Here is an 18751-nt window from a genome sequence, read left to right on the forward strand (position 1 = left end):
TCGCAAACGAATTTATTAATACAGGATACATTTTCTATCAAGTAAGAGACAAACTATTTTTTGGCAAAAGAAGATTATATTAAATCACCTACAGACTTAGAAAAAGTGATTTTATACCACAAATTTACTCAGTATAGTTCAACAAAAAGGGAATAATTAATACATGACGAATTGAACCTATATAGCTAAATTTGGAGGTAATCTATGAATCCTATTTTAAATCAAGTTGGTACTGTGTTTATTCCTGTAAGCAACATTGAAGAAGCTCGTAAATGGTATTGTGACATATTAGGTTTATCAGCAGATGGTGAAATATTATTTGGTCATTTGTATATAGTACCTACGAACGGAACGGGAATTGTATTGGATAGCAAGATTTATTCAGAGGATAATATTTTCAAAACGCCACCTTTTCATTTGAATACAAATAATATAGAACAAGCATATGAGTATATGAAGAGGAAGAATGTCGAATTAACAACAGAAATTGAGCATAATCATTGGTTTAATTTCAAAGATCCTGATGGGAACCATTTAATGGTTTGCAAATGTTAAAGCTGTTGCACTAGCGGAATAAAGCACATTGAAATGATCAATCTTTTTTCAAAATGGAGTTTTGTGTTGGTTGTTAAATACAGGTTTGTACCTTTATTTTATCAAACTTTATTCCATCCCAACAGTTGCTGTTATACTAACATTAGCTTGTGGAGGTGGATAATATGTCGAAATATGTAAGTATATTTTTTCTAACTTTTTTCGCTAGTGCAATTCTGTGTGTTATGTTTTTTAATGTGTTTGATGGTGGTAATTATATTGAAACGGCGATTTATGCATTTGGTACAGTAATGCTTATCCTTCTATCATTTTTGATTTCACTTATGTATTACTTAATCAATTTAGTGAATTTAAAACAGAGAAAGTTTTAATGGCATAGAGTAGCTTATAAACCTCTTTTTTATCATTAAATTTGTATTCCAATCCAAACATCTCACCTCTAAAATTTCTAATATGAGATATTTTAAATTGGATATTTATGTTATTATATACAAGTAATGTACTCAAAGGGGAGAGATAGAAAAATGATTGAATTATGAAAGATAACGGGAGATAACATAGCTGAGGTAATCGCACTTGAAATTGGAAAGAATCAGGAAGACTTTATAGAAACGACTAACCTTAGAAGCTTTGCAGATGCTCATATGTTGAACGCAGATGGGATACCAGCGACGCCACTTGCCATTTATGCTGATGAAGTTATGGTTGGATTTTTGATGTATATTTATGATACGTTGGATCATGAATCATTTGAAAATGAAGTTTTTTATGGGAAGCAGAGCTATTTTATTTGGCATATGATGATTGACAAAAATTATCAGGGAAAAGGATATGGCAAACTAGCTTTTGAAAAAATGTTGATGGATATTGAAACTATGCCATATGGAGCAGCACAATATGTAACCCTCTTTTATCATAAAAATAATGTTGTAGCTAAAGAATTATACGCTTCATTTGGCTTTATAGATACAGGCATTATTCAGGATAATTCGATGCTGTCCATTAAAAATTTGTCAGGGGAATAATGGAATTTAGCATTACTATGTAGAAAGTGTTTAAGCGTGATTCGTCATACCATTTGTAAAAATTGCACCGTAGATTATAGTTGTCTAAAGGGTGGGGATTTATGCCTAAAAGAACGTAGCGCATCATAAAAAATAAAGTCAATATAGGAAATTTCAGCATAAAAATAGAACTTCTATTTTTTACTTGATATCAAAGTCTAAACTAGGTTAATTACTTGTGAAATTTCACACGCTCTTCAAGTGGTTGGAATTGTTTTTCGTCTGGTGTAGCTGTTGGATGACCAAATGGCATTTGTGCAATAAGCTTCCAATTATCAGGGATATTCCATTCTTTTTTCACTTCATCATCGATTAGTGGATTGTAGTGTTGTAAGGATGCTCCCAAGCCCTCTGCTTCTAATGCTGCCCAAACGACTAATTGGTGCATACCCGATGATTGGTTTGACCAGATTGGGAAGTTTTCAGCATATAGAGCAAATTGTTCTTGCAATGATTTAACTATTGCCTCGTCTTCAAAGAATAATACAGTTCCATAGCCTGCTTTGAAGGAATCCATTTTTTGTTGTGTACCTGAAAAATCGCCATTACCCACAGCTTTTCTTAATGTTTCAGTAGTAATGTCCCATAATTTATTATGTGCCTCGCCTGTTAATACAACTAAACGTGCAGTTTGAGAGTTGAAAGCTGATGGAGTGTACTTCACCGCAAACTCTACAATTTCTTTAATTCTTTGTTCTGATACTTTTACCTCTTTATTAATTGAATAGTAAGAACGTCTTTCTTTAAGTACAGTGTAGAAATCCTTTGTCATAATTGTGCTTCCTCCTAATCATCTTTAAGGAATTTTATTTTAAATTGTTAGATAACCAATATCTCTTGTTTAATGAGCTGTTTACTACAATTTAATCGCTCCTGTATTAATATAACCAACGTTTGCCTTGGCAATTCAATGAAAATTAAATTTCTATAGCCAACAACTAAGCTCAAATACTATTAAAAAACTGTAGTTAGATAAAATTACCGCCTTGTTTAAATCAAGGATTGGTAATTTACCATAAAGGCGGAAAGGTATTTGTTAGTGTTTTGTAGAAATTATAACGATATTTAAAGGGGGAATGAAAAATGAAGGAAATAATGATTCAAGAACTTGATGAATTAAAACTAGTTGGTTTTCGTGTTTTGTGTTCAGGTGACCAATACTTAGTTGAAATACCTAAAGCATCGCTCATATTAGACAAGCGTATAGGTGAAATTAAACAGGTAATTAATCCAGATATACAAATTGGCGCATTTGTTGTAGAAAATCAAACTCCCGATGAAGATGGTTACTGGGTTAGTGTTGAAGTAAAGGAATATGAGGACGTCCCAGTTGATATGGTGACGCTAACTATACCTCCACAAAGATATGCCGCTCTAAGACATACTGGTTCTAACAGTGAAATAAGGGAAACGTATAACGGCTTACATAAGTGGGTTGAAGACAATAAATATGTAAGACTGAAAAATAAATGGCATTTAGAAAGGTTTTACGAATGGAAGGATACTGAAAAGGTAGATGTAGATTTGTTAGATACTATTGAATAACGTGTGCCCGTATACATGATGATTGATAGATTAAGGAGAGCCATTGAACCGATAGCGAAAGCTGTTAAAAGGAATTTACAAATTTTAAAAGCTAGGGAGGAAATAAAGTGAGCTACGAAATTAAAACGTTACCAGCCTATAGGGCAATAGGATTAAAATGGGAAGGGACATTCTCAGAAATTGTACCAAGTTTAAAAAACGTTATTCAACAAATTAGAGACCGTGTCGATGAGCTAGAGAATGTGGTAAATCCAACTATTCAATTAGGTCTATCTTATCATGTAATTGAAAATGGATTCGCACATTACGCAGTGTATGAAGTGAGTGAGAATCAAAAAATTCCTGATGGGATGATTGAAATACGAGTGCCTGAATTAATCTATGTAAAGACGACACATAACAAAGGAGAAGATATACAAACGACATATACGAATTTGCATCAATGGTTATTTACTAGTGACTACACTGTGTTTAGAGAGGCTGATGTAAATTACTACGACCCTTATATGCCGATAAAACATGAGTACTGCTATGTTGATAGTGATCCGAATGATCCACATTTTGATATTTATATACCGATTGTAAAAAAGTAATATATATTTAATTAAATATGCGAGAAAGGATACTAATAAGTAAAGAGGGCATTAATTAATATGGAGATTGTATATTTTGCGGGTGGCTGTTTATGGGGAGTTCAAGCTTTTATTAAAACATTACCTGGTGTTGATTTTACAGAGGCAGGAAGAGCGAATGGTACAAGCCAAACACTTGAGGGAGAGTATGATGGCTATGCCGAATGTGTAAAAACAGGCTTTGATCCAACTATTGTTACAATTAAAGAGCTAATGGGTTATTTTTTTGAAATCATTGATCCATATAGCTTGAACAAGCAAGGACAAGATGTTGGCGAGAAATATAGAACAGGCGTGTATAGCGAAAAAACTGAGCATTTAGAAGAGGCGAGGAATTTTCTTAGTGAGAGAGAGGATTATGACCGCATAGCTGTTGAGATATTGCCACTTACCAACTATATAAGAAGTGCAGAGGAACATCAGGATAGGCTAGCTAGATGTCCAAATGATTATTGTCATATTCCAGAAGAACTATTGAATAAGTACAAATAAGCGCGAATGATTCATAAAAATAACATAGTAGATTAGCTGAAAAAAATCTCAAACTTACTATTAGATATATAGATAGGTTTGAGATTTTTAAACGTTTATTTAACTCGATAATATCCTTTGCAAAAAATAGAGTTTTTCGGCCTAATTGCAATTAACAATGAATTGATTATATCTGAGCTACGCTATCTTGTTTACACTGATATATCAAGCAAATTATAAATCATCTAACGCTATAACTTCCCCACTTGATGCATTCACACCGTACTGACAATCTAATTTTCCGCATAAAACGTATTTATTTTGTTTAAAGTCATAAACATAGTAAGGCTTTAGTTCAAATAAGCTTGTAAGTTTTTCATATGCTTCTTCTTTTGTAATTGTTATTTGAGCAGGTATTTGAAAGTGATCAAAAGTTTCCAGCATTGGTTTGTTGTCCATATAATTGGCAACTTGCAAACTTTCTGGATCAATCATCACTTTAATTTTTCTCTGAAATACGCGATAGCTCTGCGTATTGGCTACCAATGTAGCTTGAATATACTCTTTATCACGATAAAAGTGCTTTAGTATCCAATTGCCTGATTCGTTTGGATACTCTTGCCGTAAAAAATTTGTAACTGCCATAATACATTTCTCTTGTTCTATAGCTGCAATTGGGAAGGAATCAGAAGAAGGCTTGCATGAAAATGCTTGTTCTGCTGTAAAATCTTTAATCCAATTAATCTCTTTTCTTTCAAAAGGTATATTTATTGGTTCATTCCAATAAATTGCTTGATCAATTTCTAAAAAATAACTTTCAGCTGCAAAAACTTCAAATGGAATCGTAGTTATGCTGTCATTTGTGACAAAAATCTCTTCAATTGCATATATAGAATGTAATTTTTTATGCTCATAGGAAGGGAATTCAATCAATTTTAATTGCTCTTTTTGCAAATGTTCTAATTTAGTAAGAGAAAGGGCATATTTTTCCTCTTTAATCAGTTCTTTTAAAGGAAATTGGCCATTGATTGAAAACAAGGTAAGCTTCCCCTCTGGATTAAATTTAATGTCAATATATCCTTGTGGTGAAACGGCAATACCATCAATGTTTGCCATAAAAAGAAGCTCGCTGGTCTCTTCTCTTTCCAACCGAAATTGTTCCCCGTACGTTAATTCTGTTTCTTTCTCAATCCATTTTATAATGTCTTCCGTATTAGGGGTATTAAACACCAACCCATTTTCTGCATAGTTCTTTCCTGCTACAAAAATAACACGCTCAAATTTGCGGTTTTCCAAATTTATCTCAATAATTGCTGTGCCATCTGGATTTAGACCATCATCATCTTGAACAGTATGATTGGGAAACCATTCCATACACAATGTATAGATTGTCTTATTGAAGATATTTACATTCCGATAGAAATGATATTGTTGTAAATAATAATTGTTTAATCCGAATTTACTTTTTGTAAAGTCAATTAATTGTTGTACTCGTTTGTCTATTTGTTCGCCTCCAAGGTTTATTTATCATTTTCAAATCAATAATAATGATACTGGAATTGATGCTTATTTTCCTTTTTATGATGGGAATATTTGCATAATTTATAATTGTTCAATTATAATAAGTCCACATTATAAGAGGAAAATCCATACTTAATATCGAATTGGTAATTGTTTGAGTGAATTATATGGAGGGGTTAGTATGGAATGTAAAGTATGTCCGCAATGTAATAGCAACAATATTTATAAGGGCGTTATGCAAGCTGCCCATGCTCCATTACATATGTTTCCTGAAGAAGCATTCAACAAAAATGCACCGCTTAATTCTCATCTAAGAAAGAATTCTAAAATCAGTTCCTATTATTGTCAAGGCTGTGGTTATATTTTAGGCATGTTTGTAGATGAGCCAGATAAACTGATGTAATTAAAGGGGGGCAAGCTATGAAAACTCTGCAAATTAAATTTCTACCGCTGATCATAATCCTTGCTGGCGTAGCCATTGGTGCTCTAAGCTACTACCTTTTTGTGGAAGTGTTTATTCCGAATATGATGTAAGCTGAACTAATCGGGTTCGCAGTAGGTTTCTACTGTGGATTATTTTAGAATGATTCATATTTAGGTCAATTTCTACGATATCGTCGCAGAAAAAATTGCTGGACTAAAATAAATGCTCTAATATTGAATGATACGTTAACAAGGCACTTTAATGGAACAAGGAGGTTACTATGACGAGCAATACAGAAGTGTTTCCTGTACTAGAAACTAAAAGATTAGTATTAAGAGAAATTACAAAAAAGGATGCCAACAGTATTTTGGATTATTTGTCTGATGCAGAGGTAATGAAATATTATGGATTAGACCCCTTTAACTCATTAGATAATGCTTTGGATGAAATTGCATGGTATCAATCGATATACAGTAATAAAACAGGTATTAGATGGGGAATTACGTTAAAAGAGCAAGGAGTTGTTATTGGTAGTTGTGGTTTTCATAATACTGTTTCACAGCATTCTCGTACGGAAATAGGATTTGAGTTGAGTAAAGGGCAGTGGGGGAAGGGGATAGCTGCTGAGGCTGTTGAAGCAATAATAAATTATGGATTTAAGCATATGCATTTGCAACGAATAGAAGCATTAATCGAGCCACCTAACTTATCATCACAAAGGCTAGTAGAAAAAATAGGCTTTGTCAGAGAGGGATTGCTAAGGAATTATGAGTTTACACGTGGCAAATTTGATGATTTGTATATGTATTCTTTATTAAAGCAAGACCTCGATAAAATCAATTCAATGTAAAAGTAGACTTTCTTACATTTAAAAAATACCTGTGGGCTCTCTGCCATCTCACAGGTATTTTGTATATTTTACTAGTGAAAATTATTAAAGCATATTTAAGTTTAATTCTCTTTGTTCTTGTCAGGAGTTAATGCACTAATTAGCCCTATGATATTTGGTGGAATGCTAGCAATTAAAAACCACCAATTGCCCGTAACAATAGATATAATAGAAAATGTAATCAGTGATACAACTACAACAGAAATGCCGAATTTAACTCTAGAAGGTTTTAAAGGCTCTGTCATATTCATATTGATAGACAAAATCATACCTGTAATCCCCCAGCTTGCCAGATGAACAGTCAAAATGATTGCTAGCGTCATTGCGGCTCCAATTTCTATTCCAAATATGACTAAAGAAAATAAGATATAGATTGAAGTCAGAGTGAAAAACCAAGAAATAGAGCGGGATTTTTGCCAAATATGTTCATATAGTTCATCCAAGCCACGCTGCTTTTTAACTATACGTCGTCCAAGCCACCAGCTTAATATGCCAAGAGCTGCTCCTCCATATAATCCAATCAAGCCACCTATTTGTACAGCCATTATTCCTCTCCCCTTTCTTCTAATATAAAGACTTCTTCGATGATACAATTGAAGACCTTTGAAATGTTGTATGCCAATTCGAGTGAGGGATTATATTTTCCAGATTCGATGGCAATGATGGATTGTCTCGAAACACCTACCTGTACAGCTAGTTCCTCTTGTGTCATTTTTGCAGCTTTGCGTAAATCCTTAATTCGATTTCTAATGGTTTCCTCACCTCAATTTTGTAAAGCTGGCTTTACAATTAGTTGTAAGTAAAGTTTACTTTACATTCGGTTTGATGTCAAGGGTGCTTTACATTTATTTGTTTTTGTTGATTTTCTACTTATGCTTTGAGAAAGTTCTGTTTATCGATAATTAAACCGACTAGTATAAGCATAAAAAGACGGGTAGAAGATACTATTACTTGATATGTTATAGATGAAAGGAAGGTGGGGTTGGATATGCTAAAAGAAATGAATGAGGCGTTAAACTACATCGAAGAAAATTTGGAGAGTCCTATTGAGTTAGTAGAAGTAGCGAAAAAGGCTTATTGCTCTGAGTATCATTTTAAGCGCTTATTTTCATTGCTGTCAGGAATAACGATAGCGGAGTATATTCGAAGACGGCGCTTAACATTAGCGGCGCTAGACTTGAAGGAGCAGCATGTAAAGGTGATTGATATTGCCATAAAATATGGTTATCAATCGCCAGATGCATTTTCAAGAGCATTTCAAAATTTTCATGGTATTACCCCAACTTTGGCTAAACAACCAGAGCAGAACTTGAAAGCATATCCACGAATGTCCTTTCAATTAACTATTCGAGGAGGCTTTGAAATGAACTATCGCATTGTTAAGAAAGAGTCGTTTCAAGTTGTCTGAGTGAAGTATGCGGTGGAGATGGTCAATGAGATTCTTTCACCTACTTATGAAGATATGATAGCGGGTGTTGGTGAGAGTAGATTGAAGGAATTGGCGACTATTTCTAATGGTGAACCTCATGGCATTGTGCATATATCAGTCAATTATTCAGAAAGTGTAGAAGGAAAGGCGACTTTTGAACAGTATATTGGAGCAGTCACAACGGAAAAAACAGAGACATACGAAACATTAGCAATTCCCTCTTTATTGTGGGCAATATTTGAAATAGATGGAGATTGGATACAGGTTGAAGAGCATTGGCAGCGAATTTATTCAGAGTGGTTGCCGTTGTCCTCTTATGAGCTAGCAGAAGGTCCTGAAATATTGGCTAGCAAAGAGCAGAAAAGTGAGATTTGGATAGCTATTAAGAAAAAAGGCTAGATAAACTGTTAGCAACATAATTAGGAGCAGAAGAAATTCTTTTGCTCTTTTTAATCAGTTACCCTATCAAAAAATAACGAAATATTTGCGCAATTATTATCTATCCGTTTATAATTGAATCGAACGTATATTCTGAAAAATTTAAGCGAGGTGGAAAAATGGAGAAGGAACGTATTATTGGTCAAACGAAGGGTGTTGGTTTTCAAATAGGGGTTAGAAGAACTTTCCCTATTTCACAGGAGAAAGCTTGGGAGTTCATTACCTCTGAGGAAGGTGTGAATTTGTGGTTGGGGGAAAGTAGCGATGTAATATTTCAACCAGGTGAACACTATACAACGAAAATGGGCACTGGAGAAATACGGATTGTTAAACAACTTGAACAGCTTCGCCTAACTTGGCAAAAAGAAGGCTGGGAAAGACCATCTACAATTCAAGTTCGCATTATAGCAAAGGCAAGTGACAAAACAACAATTAGCTTTCATCAAGAGCATCTCTCTGACGAAAATGTGAGAGAAGAGATGAAAATGCATTGGGAGATAGTTTTAAATGAAATCGGTGCTAGGCTTTAATAATTTGTAAAAATGTACTATATAAATTACTCATTTAGGTATTTTGTCCTTTTAAAATCATGTTGAATTGCATCTTTGTGCTTCAAAAATAAATATATGTATTGTATACTAATCATGCAACATAGTTAATTCATTAGGATAATAGGAGTGTTGAAGATGTCACAAGGACAGTACAGTATTCAAGTAAATTCGGCTGGTAAAGTTGTAAATATGAAAGTGAGTGGTACGTTTACACCTGAAAAGGCACAGGAATTTATTAATGATTATAACCGACAAATTGGGAAAATCTCTGCAAATGAGTATGACTTACGTTTTGATTGTCGAGGATTAAATGTTGTTACACAAGAAATGACTCCACATTTAGAAGGCTGCTTTAAACTTTACAATGAATCAGGCTTTAAAAATATTATAATCGAAATTGATCGTAGTGCCGTTTTAAAAATGCAACTAGCACGATTAGGGCGCAATGTAGGCCTTACAAACCTTAAAATTGAAGAAGTATAATTTTTAATATAAGGCTGCAACCGTGTATGTAGCCTTATTTTTTTGCCTAGTTTTTTAAAAAATGAAAGGAGCTTGACGATGCAGCATATAAAAATGAAAGCAATAGACGTATACCATCCAAAGAATCAATTAAATAAAGCGCAATATATTGAAGAATTTCAGGAAAAGGGGCGCGATATTTCTAATTTCCTAAATATTATGGGACGAGAAAATTATTATCGTATCAACAATGCAGATGAAAACAGTGTAACAATGGCGATTGAGGCTTCTAAAAAGGTGTTGAAAAAGGCCGAATTGACTGGTGATGAAATTGATATGGTCATTTTCTCTTCACAAGTGCCAGAGTACACATTCCCATCAAATGCAATTTTTGTGCATCAAGCAATTCAAGGGAAAAAGGACTGTATTGTTTATGATAATAACGCAAACTGTGCCGGCATGACGATTGCTGTTGAGCAGGCCTCTCGTTATATGATGTCAAGCCCTCACGTAGTACGAGCATTAATTGTAGGGTCAGACTATTTAAGCCTAGTAGCTAATCCAGAGCAGGAAATAACAACAGCCAATTTCGGTGATGCGGCATGTGCAGTAATTTTAGAAAAAACAGATGAAGAGACAGGCTTTATTGATGCAATATATGAAACAGATTCAAGCTTCAAAGATAATATTTTATATCCAGCAAACGGATTTTCTCAATACATGAATAAGGGAGAGTTTTTAGGATATGTAGATTGGAAGCCTTTTGATGGCACAGTCTCGCTTCCTTATACATTTGAAAAGATTCAAAGATTACTGGAGCGTAATCACTATTCAATGAAGGATGTTGCCATGTGCTGCTTCTCTCAATTTGCATTAGTGAATATTCAACGCATTCAAGAGCATTTTGCAATTGCCGATGAAAAAATTGTGTATGTAGGTGATGAGTATGGTTATACAGGTACAAATTCGCCGTTTATTACAATGTATGAGGGCATTGAAAGTGGCAAAATTAAGCGCGGTGATTTAGTGCTGTTTTGGACAATTGGTGGCGGTCACGAATTTATTTGTATGCTGTTCCGCTATTAATTAGATAGTAGAAAGATTTTATAATATTTGAAAAACTAATAATCATTCACTTATAATTAAAATAAGTGAATGGTTATTTTTTTAATAAAAACCGAAGAAAAGAGGTCTGGAAATGGATGTAAAATTCCCGATTGGACAATTGCGAGTTCCTGAGAAAGTAACAGCTGAAAATATTGAAGAATGGTTAAACCAAATTGAAACATATGCAGCTCGACTAAAGGAAACTGTCGGTACATTAAATGATGAGGAATTAGCGAAAACATATCGTGAAGGTGCATGGACAGTGCGTCAGCTTGTTCATCATATTGCAGATTCCCAATTAAACATGTATCAACGCTTGAAGCTGGCTTTAACAGATGACAATCCAACAATCCCAGGCTTTGATGAGGAAAAGTGGGCTGTTCAACCAGATACAGAGCTACCTGTAGAATGCTCACTGAAAATGTTGGAAGGCATTAATGAACGCATCGTTTGTTTAGGTAAAACTCTAACGGAAGAGCAATTAAATCGAGTGTTTACACATCAAGTGAATGGAGAGATTCGACTTACTGCGAAATTAGCCAAATTAGCTTGGCATGAGGAGCATCATTTAGCACATATAAAAATCGCATTAGCTGAATAAAAAATCGCTGCCTGAAAAGATACGCTCTTTTCAGGCAGCTTTATTTTACTTTTTCTCATATAAATTTAATAACGTGATGATAGCTTGCTCCAACGTATAATTGTTATGAGGTAAAAATAAGTTATTTTCCATACCGTTCATAATTTGAGTGAGCTGCATACGGTAGACGCTGTCCCTTGCCCAAGCGGATATCTCGCTGTCATCATTATAAAGTATCGGCTGACCATCTATAACAGCATCTGTTATATTCATATATTGATAGACTTTATGAAGAATGAAGGCCGCCTCTTCACGGGTAATTGTATCATTAGGAGCAAACATTGTTTCGCTATCGCCTTCTAGAATGCCAAGCTCATACAATGTACTAGATGTATCCTCAAGCAATGATGGCTGTGTCATATCGGGTGCCCAATCTGCTTTCTGTACAAGTAATGCAACGACAAGCTTAGAAAAGTCACTCCATTTGATATCCGCATCGTAATTTTGACGAAGCTCATAAGGGAAAATTTCAGCTTTCATCGCTCTAGCCATCGTGACATTTGTTGACATATCCTTTTCGCTATAGCTATTACCTGACGGATTTGTTAAATCGATATGATCCAAATAAAGGTGTACGCCGTTTAGATAATTGAATATAGTATACCCATGTCCCTCTGGTAAATCTTCAGTTGGCTCATATACTTGCTCTGTAGGGTCAGATAAGTAATTTGCCATATTAATCAGCATATTGCCACCTATACCATCAGAACCAATCGTAATAAAGTTGATTTCTGCTAGCTCCTCTGTAGAAAGTAGGGGCTTTACTTTTTCCCACGATTGCTTTGCATGCTCTGTGACAGGCAATGTGTTAGAAGGTTTATTTATGACCTCTTCCTTTATTAATTCCCCGTCCTTTTTGTAAAAATGAATTTCGTTTGCTGCGTTTGCGGATTCCATACGAACGAGCTCACCATCAACAAGTGAATAGCCCTCCGCTGTAGCTTCATATGAATCAATATACATTGTAAAAATATTTTCTTGCTCGTCATATTCGATATAATAAGAATTTCCATAAATGTTGTTCCATCTATTTTCCTGCTCTGATTTTACGAATGTTTCATCCAGCATGGCAGTTAATGCTTCAAATGAAACATCTGTATTATGAAAATCTACCTTAAGAGGGCCAAACCATCCCCAATTACTAGTAGCAGTTAATGTAAGTGGTTGTTCTATATCAAATAATTGAATATTAGCTTGGTACTTTGCCACATTATCGTCAGATGGTACTTGACTAAAGTGGATGCCAGTTGCTTCCTCTACTTCTTTTTTAGACCCGAACGGTATTCTTATTGTATTTGCCAATGGGTAGACTGTATTATCAATAATAGGTCGTGCTACCGCTTGATAGGATGGGGTTTCATCACTCATGATTTCTCGAGCGATCACTTGACCCGCATCTGCGGCATATGCAAGCATATCAGAGCTGATATGCTCAATTGTGTCATTTTCATTATGATATTCACCATGAACAGCTGGGTGTGAGAAAAATAAGTTAGGGATTGCCTTTGGATGAAAAGAGGCATGGTCGCTTGTTCCACCACTGTTATATTCACGCACTTGAATATCTTTATAGTTTTCCTTGCTTTTTAGTAGGTCGGACAAAAAGCTTTCTTGTCCATCAGCAGAATAAATTTTCACGGTTTTTTCCTTTTTTGCTGCCAGCATATCAAAATTTAGCATACCGATAACCCTCTCGCTATCAGCTCCTAGCTGCTCAACATAATGCCTTGATCCAATTAAGCCATCCTCCTCCACATCAAAGGCAATAAAGCGTATTTCTGTGTCAGTAGGTACGTTGTGTAATAAACGTGCAAGCTCTAACATGACAGCAACACCTGAGGCATTATCATTAGCTGCTTGGATATCTTTTATGCCATCATAATGCGCACCGATGATTAAAATATCCTTTGTTTTCTCTGTTGTATTTGGTGAAAGTGTCCCAACAATATTAACAGCAGAATATGTGTTGAAAGGATTATTATCACCTTTGTCAGCCTTTTCCCAATCAAAAATTTCTGTGTCAAATGTTTGGGTTGTTACAGTAAGACCATATTTTTTAAATGTATCTGTAATAAATTTTCTTGCAAGCTCCTTTTCTTCATTGTGATGTCCTCTTGGATACTTGGATAGCACTTCGATAGTTGCCATCATTTCATTTGTATTTACCGTATTTTCAGCTGCACTTGCTGTTGAAATAGTTGATGAAGCTGAAAAAATAATGAATACAGTCAATAATAAATTGAATATCCTTTTCATTTCCCCATGTCCTCCTTGTTGTAGATGAGTGCTATAGAGCACGCTACTAATTTTTAACTCTCCTTGTTGAATGATTATAACAAAACCAAAATAAGGAATATTAATATATATAATTTTACATAAAAAGAACTATTTGAACAATGCCTTCAGGAAACTATTTCCTAATATATCCGTATATTATAATAATAGCTATATTTTAAAGGGGGATTAAGTATGAATCCTTTTTTTCTGCTTGGTTACAGCCTAAGCAAACAGCTCGTTATATGATTGAGCACAAATCTAAAGGTTATGCGATGTTCATTTTGACTATATTTGTTGTTTGATGGTTGGAAGGGTAGCTATGAAGTAATTAAATTACCTAGAATGATTACTTTCTATAAATTAAAGGGAGAGTAGTAGCCATTTTGACAACCTTGATAAAAATAAATTATATTTGAGGAGCTGTGTAAGAATCCCCTACACAGCTCTACTTTTAATTTAACGACAGACTCACTTGTAGCTCTTCTTGTGCAAACGTATAACAAAATGCATTATTTAAAGATGCTACAAATTGCATGTCTTGCACTAATATATTTGCTCGTAATAATGCTTCGAATTGTTGTAGAATCATTTGCTGTTGTGGTGAGCAAGCAATTTGCATATCGATATATTTTTCAATCGGATAGTTTAACTGCTTGCGCTGGTCTTGAACGAAGCGGATGAAATCACGAACATGACCTTCTGCAATTAAAGCATCCGTTAAATGCGTATAAAGCAATACTTGCAATTTGCCATCCTCTGCTAGCTCATAGCCATCTTTTACAGTGGATTCTGTTAATAGATGGGCTTGCTCCAACGTCAAGCTTTGTTCGTCAAGCTGCACTGTTAATTGTCCTTCACACAGTAGCGTATTTTTATCCTCAGTTGCCATAGTTTCTACATAGGATTTTACTGCATTCACATGCTTGCCAAATGCCGCGCCAGCTGTTTTAAAGTTCAGCTTGAAGTGGGTTTCTACAAATGCCTCTGTAGAGGGTAGCCACTGTATTTGTTTAACGTTCAATTCCTCTTGAATAATGCGATTATAGTTGCTTAAGCTTTGCGTTGAAGCAATGATAAGCTCAGCTAATGGCTGCTTCACCTTTAAGTTTTTCGCATTGCGAATGCTGCGTCCGAGTTCAACAATTTTAACGATAACCGCCATTTCTTCTTCTAGCTCTGGGTTGAGGTAGGCTGCGTTTGCTGTTGGATAATCCTGTAAATGTACGCTTTCATTGTGCAGCTGCATATAAATATGCTCTGCGATAAACGGTGTAAATGGTGCAAGTAGCTTACATACCTCGCTTAATACGGTGTGTAAAGTGTTGAACGCCGCTCTTTTATCCTCTGAAAAGCCTGATGCCCAAAAGCGTTGACGCGATCTACGTACATACCAGTTACTTACATCATCCATGAGCTTTGCGATTTCGCGACAGCCTTGGGTAAATTGATAATCGTCCATATGTGTTGTCACTTTAGCAATCGTTGTATGCAGCTGTGCCAGCACCCATTTGTCTAATAATGTTGGTGTGCCTTGCTGTGCTGCATCAAATGTAAATTGGTCAATGCCTGCATAAAGCTGATAAAAGCTGAACGTGTTTTCTAACGTATCTAATAGCTTAGATTTCGCCTCCTGTACGATCTTGGTAGAAAAGCGCTTTGGATTCCAAGGTGAGCTATCCACTAACAATGCCCAGCGTAATGCATCGGCACCATAGCTATTGATTAAATCGATCGGGTCTAAAGCATTGCCTTTACTTTTTGACATCTTTTGTCCATGTTCATCTAATACATGCCCCAAAGATAGGACATTTTTATATGGTGCTTGCCCTTTATACAGCGTTGATACAGCGAGCAAGCTGTAGAAGAACCCACGCGTTTGGTCAATCCCTTCAATGACGACATCTGCAGGGAACTGCTTTTGGAAAGCTTCCTGCTCAAACGGATAATGATGCTGAGCGAAAGGCATTGAGCCACTATCAAACCAAACATCGATAACCTCTGGTGTACGTCGCATTGTTGCATGACATTGTGGGCATGTGCAAACGACTTCATCAATATATGGCTTATGCAAATCATCTGGCAAAGGCTGCTGAGCTAGTAAGCTTAATGCTGCAATGCTTTCAGGTGCTTCCTCATGCCCACAATCGGTACAAACCCAAACATTTAAAGGCGTACCCCAATAGCGGTTGCGGCTAATATTCCAATCTACGACATTTTCAAGGAATTTACCGAAGCGACCTTCTTTAATATGGTCGGGGTACCAAGTGACAGTGTTGTTATTAGCAAGTAACTGCTCCTTTAATACCGACATTTGGATGAACCAGCTATCTGTTGCATAGTACAGCAAAGGTGAATCACAGCGCCAGCAATGCGGATAGCTATGCTCATATTTTTCTTTATGGAATAATAAATGGGAAGCTGCTAATAGCTTGATGACATCGACATCACAGTCCTTGACAAAGCGACCGGCTAAATCTGTTATTTCATTTGTATAACAACCTCGCAAATCTACTACATTAACAAAGGATAGTCCATGCTCTTTAACCGTCTGATAATCGTCCTCACCATGTGCGGGTGCAATATGCACAGTCCCTGTACCGCTCGTTTCTGTTACATAATCCGCCATAACGACAACATGCCCATGTTCAACAGTCATGTAATCAAACGGTGGCTTGTAAGCGGCTTGCGCAAATTCAGCGCCCTGATGCTCGCTTAAAATTGTGGCATTTTCGCCTAATACAGTGAATACGAGCGGTTTTGCTACAATGAAAACCTCGCCATCAAGCTGTGCCTTCACATAAGTTAAATCTGGATTCATCGCAAGCGCTACATTGGCTGGGAGTGTCCAAGGCGTTGTCGTCCAGCCTAAAAAGATTTCATTCGAATCGACACGACGAAACTTAACTGTTGCGGATAAATCCTTTACATCTTTATAGCCTTGTGCCACCTCATGCGAGCTCAACGATGTTTGACAGCTAGGGCAATAGGGGGAGACACGATGTCCTTTATAAAGCAACCGGTCTTTGTGAACTTTGCTGAGTATGTGCCAAACACTTTCGATATAGCTGTTATCCAGTGTCACATAAGGGTGATCCATATCGACCCAGTAGCCTAATTGCTCTGTAAAGGAGCGCCAAATTTTTTCATACGTAAAAACGCTCTCTTTACATTTTCGGATAAATGGCTCAATGCCGTATTTCTCGATTTCCTGCTTGCCTGAAATACCGAGCTGCTTCTCCACACCTAGCTCGACAGGTAAACCATGTGTATCCCAGCCAGCTTTGCGCTCCACTAAAAAGCCTTGCATTGTTTTATAACGTGCAACAACATCTTTCACTGTGCGACCTAGCGCATGCCCTACATGTGGTAGCCCATTAGCTGTAGGGGGGCCTTCGTAAAAAACGAAGGATTCACGATTTTTGCGATTTTCAATAGATTTTTCAAAAACATTCTCTGTTTGCCAATACGAGAGAATTCTTTTCTCTCTTTGCTGCAATGTTTCTTTTCCCATCTTTTTTCCTCCTATACGATTTGTATAAAAGGCATACAAAAAACTCGTCCCTAAGTAAAGGGACGAGTTAGCTCGCGATACCACCCTAATTCTATTGAACGATCCAATAGCACTTAGCAACGTACAATCATACGTGTTCCTTTTAACGGTAGACACCCGGGGTTGCTTACTTAAATTCAGCGCGCCTTCTCAGAGAGGATTTTCATGTAACAATTGAACACTGACTTTCATCACAGCGTCAGCTTTCTGTAGAACAATACGAAACATTACTCTTTCTCATCAACGAATTTGTATGCTTTTATTACGTATTACCTTAATGGATTTTCAACATATTGTCAAATTCCTGTTTGAAAATATAGCAATATAAAAGATAAGGAGGAAGTACAGTGAATATATAAAGTGGACTATTCATTTAAAATTTTTCGGATATAAAATTCATTTGTCTCGTCTACACCAAGTATAATACTAGCGTCTAAACGGATATCTAAAGGAAAAACGACTGATTTTTTATTAGAAAATAACCATCTTCGCCCTGGGTTTGTCAGCAATAAATATACTTTTGTTTTTTGATCCCCCATAAAAGATAAAGAATTAGCTGTGACTTCAGCATTATCACGACTAATAATGTGAAAATCCTTTAAGCTTTCAGCGATGGCTATCTTATTGCTTACAACTAAGCTCATTTCAGATAGCTTTTGTATATTATTTAAAGAAAATGGTTGACTGCTAGTTGGATTATCATTCATTCTAGCTATCCATTCAAATATGTTGCCAGCAGGGTCTTCGAAATATAAGGATTTTGCATGTAAATTAGTAAAATAAATTTCATCCTCTCCATCCTCAGTTAAAAGATTTATACGTCGTTGAATCCATTCCTTTGCTTCATGAAATTGATTTGAAGGAATGTCACAAGCGAAGTGATAGTATGGATTTCCTTTCACATTTTTATTAGTGAATTCAATCGTGCTAATACCTAATTGAATTTTAAAGCTATTTGCTGTTTCATCCTGTAATGTGAAGCTCAATGTTTTTTTATAAAAATCGTTTAATTCCTTTAGTTTACTTGTTTTCAATACCGCATTTGTAATATTCATTTTCTTGCTCCTTTTTTTAAAATACTACTCTATCGCATTGGAGTAGCATATTGGACAAAAGGTTGAAATGGTAATTTATTATTTTGAAATAATAAATTACCCGTATTTTTTGTTCCAACAAACATATATATAGGGCAATGA

The 18751-nt window shown here is 35.7% G+C and carries 18 protein-coding genes, 2 pseudogenes and 1 other annotated feature; of the genes and pseudogenes, 12 read left to right on the forward strand and 8 right to left on the reverse strand.

Features of this window, described 5'->3' with window-relative positions:
* Positions 1-204 precede the first annotated feature (204 nt).
* A complete protein-coding gene (locus R6U77_RS06225) occupies positions 205-555 on the forward strand; it encodes a VOC family protein (protein WP_319837809.1) in 351 nt (116 codons plus the stop codon).
* A 644-nt stretch (positions 556-1199) separates the two neighbouring features.
* Entirely contained in the window at positions 1200-1580 is a 381-nt protein-coding gene (locus R6U77_RS06230; protein WP_319837810.1) for a GNAT family N-acetyltransferase, read from the forward strand.
* A 211-nt stretch (positions 1581-1791) separates the two neighbouring features.
* On the opposite strand, the gene R6U77_RS06235 is transcribed toward R6U77_RS06230, so the two are convergent.
* On the reverse strand, positions 1792-2391 hold the full coding sequence (locus tag R6U77_RS06235) for a nitroreductase family protein (protein ID WP_319837811.1): 600 nt from the start codon (positions 2389-2391) through the stop codon (positions 1792-1794).
* A gap of 311 nt (positions 2392-2702) precedes the next feature.
* On the opposite strand from R6U77_RS06235, the gene R6U77_RS06240 reads away from it, so the two are divergent.
* The 3 genes from R6U77_RS06240 to R6U77_RS06250 all read left to right on the forward strand — a co-directional run bounded on the left by R6U77_RS06240 (position 2703) and on the right by R6U77_RS06250 (position 4288).
* On the forward strand, positions 2703-3164 hold the full coding sequence (locus tag R6U77_RS06240; RefSeq protein WP_319837812.1) for a GyrI-like domain-containing protein: 462 nt from the start codon (positions 2703-2705) through the stop codon (positions 3162-3164).
* A gap of 107 nt (positions 3165-3271) precedes the next feature.
* A complete protein-coding gene (locus R6U77_RS06245) occupies positions 3272-3757 on the forward strand; it encodes a GyrI-like domain-containing protein (protein WP_319837813.1) in 486 nt (161 codons plus the stop codon).
* Between the two features lie 60 nt (positions 3758-3817).
* On the forward strand, positions 3818-4288 hold the full coding sequence (locus tag R6U77_RS06250) for a peptide-methionine (S)-S-oxide reductase (protein WP_319837814.1): 471 nt from the start codon (positions 3818-3820) through the stop codon (positions 4286-4288).
* Between the two features lie 95 nt (positions 4289-4383).
* Here the strand turns inward: R6U77_RS06250 and R6U77_RS06255 are convergent.
* A pseudogene (locus R6U77_RS06255) lies at positions 4384-4467 on the reverse strand (DUF3267 domain-containing protein); the annotation flags it as partial.
* A 34-nt stretch (positions 4468-4501) separates the two neighbouring features.
* Complete coding sequence (locus R6U77_RS06260) at positions 4502-5641, reverse strand: hypothetical protein (protein ID WP_319838345.1); 1140 nt, start codon at positions 5639-5641, stop codon at positions 4502-4504.
* 328 nt (positions 5642-5969) lie between these two features.
* Here R6U77_RS06260 and R6U77_RS06265 point away from each other — a divergent pair, with 328 nt between their 5' ends.
* Entirely contained in the window at positions 5970-6191 is a 222-nt protein-coding gene (locus R6U77_RS06265) for an acetyltransferase (RefSeq protein WP_319837815.1), read from the forward strand.
* Between the two features lie 301 nt (positions 6192-6492).
* On the forward strand, positions 6493-7062 hold the full coding sequence (locus R6U77_RS06270) for a GNAT family N-acetyltransferase (protein WP_319837816.1): 570 nt from the start codon (positions 6493-6495) through the stop codon (positions 7060-7062).
* A gap of 101 nt (positions 7063-7163) precedes the next feature.
* Here the strand turns inward: R6U77_RS06270 and R6U77_RS06275 are convergent, their stop codons facing one another.
* Positions 7164-7646, reverse strand: a complete 483-nt coding sequence (locus R6U77_RS06275) for a hypothetical protein (RefSeq protein WP_319837817.1) — start codon at positions 7644-7646, stop codon at positions 7164-7166.
* A complete protein-coding gene (locus R6U77_RS06280) occupies positions 7646-7852 on the reverse strand; it encodes a helix-turn-helix transcriptional regulator (RefSeq protein ID WP_293927150.1) in 207 nt (68 codons plus the stop codon). The genes R6U77_RS06275 and R6U77_RS06280 overlap by 1 nt, the downstream gene beginning before the upstream one ends.
* Positions 7853-8083: 231 nt before the next feature.
* Here R6U77_RS06280 and R6U77_RS19845 point away from each other — a divergent pair.
* From R6U77_RS19845 to R6U77_RS06310, 5 genes and pseudogenes are all read left to right on the forward strand, one after another.
* Positions 8084-8929: pseudogene (locus tag R6U77_RS19845) on the forward strand (AraC family transcriptional regulator).
* Positions 8930-9087: 158 nt separating this feature from the next.
* Positions 9088-9498 carry an SRPBCC family protein gene (locus tag R6U77_RS06295; RefSeq protein ID WP_319837820.1) on the forward strand — a complete coding sequence of 137 codons (411 nt, stop codon included), beginning with the start codon at positions 9088-9090 and terminating at the stop codon, positions 9496-9498.
* Positions 9499-9654: 156 nt separating this feature from the next.
* Complete coding sequence (locus R6U77_RS06300) at positions 9655-10002, forward strand: hypothetical protein (RefSeq protein WP_293927018.1); 348 nt, start codon at positions 9655-9657, stop codon at positions 10000-10002.
* A gap of 78 nt (positions 10003-10080) precedes the next feature.
* Positions 10081-11067 (forward strand): 3-oxoacyl-ACP synthase III family protein, encoded by a 987-nt coding sequence (locus R6U77_RS06305; protein ID WP_319837821.1) that lies wholly within the window; start codon positions 10081-10083, stop codon positions 11065-11067.
* A 112-nt stretch (positions 11068-11179) separates the two neighbouring features.
* The gene (locus R6U77_RS06310) at positions 11180-11689 is read left to right on the forward strand and encodes a YfiT family bacillithiol transferase (protein ID WP_319837822.1); all 510 of its coding nucleotides are present in this window, start codon (positions 11180-11182) and stop codon (positions 11687-11689) included.
* 45 nt (positions 11690-11734) lie between these two features.
* Here R6U77_RS06310 and R6U77_RS06315 read toward each other — a convergent pair whose 3' ends face one another.
* From R6U77_RS06315 to R6U77_RS06325, 3 genes are all read right to left on the reverse strand, one after another.
* On the reverse strand, positions 11735-13984 hold the full coding sequence (locus tag R6U77_RS06315; protein WP_319837823.1) for a M28 family peptidase: 2250 nt from the start codon (positions 13982-13984) through the stop codon (positions 11735-11737).
* A 472-nt stretch (positions 13985-14456) separates the two neighbouring features.
* A complete protein-coding gene (ileS, locus tag R6U77_RS06320; RefSeq protein WP_319837824.1) occupies positions 14457-17516 on the reverse strand; it encodes an isoleucine--tRNA ligase in 3060 nt (1019 codons plus the stop codon).
* A gap of 55 nt (positions 17517-17571) precedes the next feature.
* Positions 17572-17808 (reverse strand) — a binding site (T-box leader).
* A gap of 112 nt (positions 17809-17920) precedes the next feature.
* Entirely contained in the window at positions 17921-18610 is a 690-nt protein-coding gene (locus R6U77_RS06325; RefSeq protein WP_319837825.1) for a hypothetical protein, read from the reverse strand.
* Positions 18611-18751: the final 141 nt, after the last annotated feature.

Source organism: Lysinibacillus louembei (genome assembly GCF_033880585.1).
Lineage (GTDB): Bacteria > Bacillota > Bacilli > Bacillales_A > Planococcaceae > Metasolibacillus > Metasolibacillus louembei.